Origin of the sequence: Vibrio sp. 10N.222.55.C6 (assembly GCF_041473395.1) — a bacterium.
Classification (GTDB): Bacteria; Pseudomonadota; Gammaproteobacteria; order Enterobacterales; family Vibrionaceae; genus Vibrio; species Vibrio crassostreae_C.
Map to the genome: position 1 here is coordinate 1 of NZ_JBFRSD010000836.1, position 556 is coordinate 556.

The window sequence follows — 556 nt, forward strand, 5'->3', positions numbered from 1 at the left end:
CATACACACCAGCTGGTTTATCATTAAATGCACCTATTATGTTGGAAAAACTAACAATTGGCTTAATATAACTGAATGGCTGCATAGAGCTAGAAAGAGATATTTTATCCTCACCATAACATCGAGAGACACCGTTGCTGGAGATTACCTCGTAAGCCAAACCATTAGAATCACTATAAGCACACGAACGAGCATCAGGGTTGTTTTGAACGCTAGCAGGCGAATATGAATAAGTAAATGAGCCTCCGACTTTGTCTATTGTTAAATACACAGAGTCGCTTGTGCCAGTGTGCTTCAGTATTATCTGACTTGGATAGGATTTTACACCAGCCTTCCACTCCGTCGCATACTCTATGTGCCCCATAGGCTCATTCCCTTCCGAAATCACGTAATCGTTCTTTTCTTCACCATCGGTCCATTTGATAGTTTTTCCTTCAATAGTTCCGGCGATCATAGTATCAGCTGTTGCATTGCAAGCAATAACAGAGCTAAGGATAACTAATTGCGAAATTGACTTATAACTCAGCTTCATATTCAAATGACCCATCATTACTTG

The 556-nt window shown here is 40.3% G+C and carries 1 pseudogene; it reads right to left on the reverse strand.

The annotated features are described in order from the left end of the window. A pseudogene (locus AB4486_RS26445) lies at positions 1-532 on the reverse strand (hypothetical protein); the annotation flags it as partial. Between the last annotated feature and the right edge of the window lie 24 nt (positions 533-556).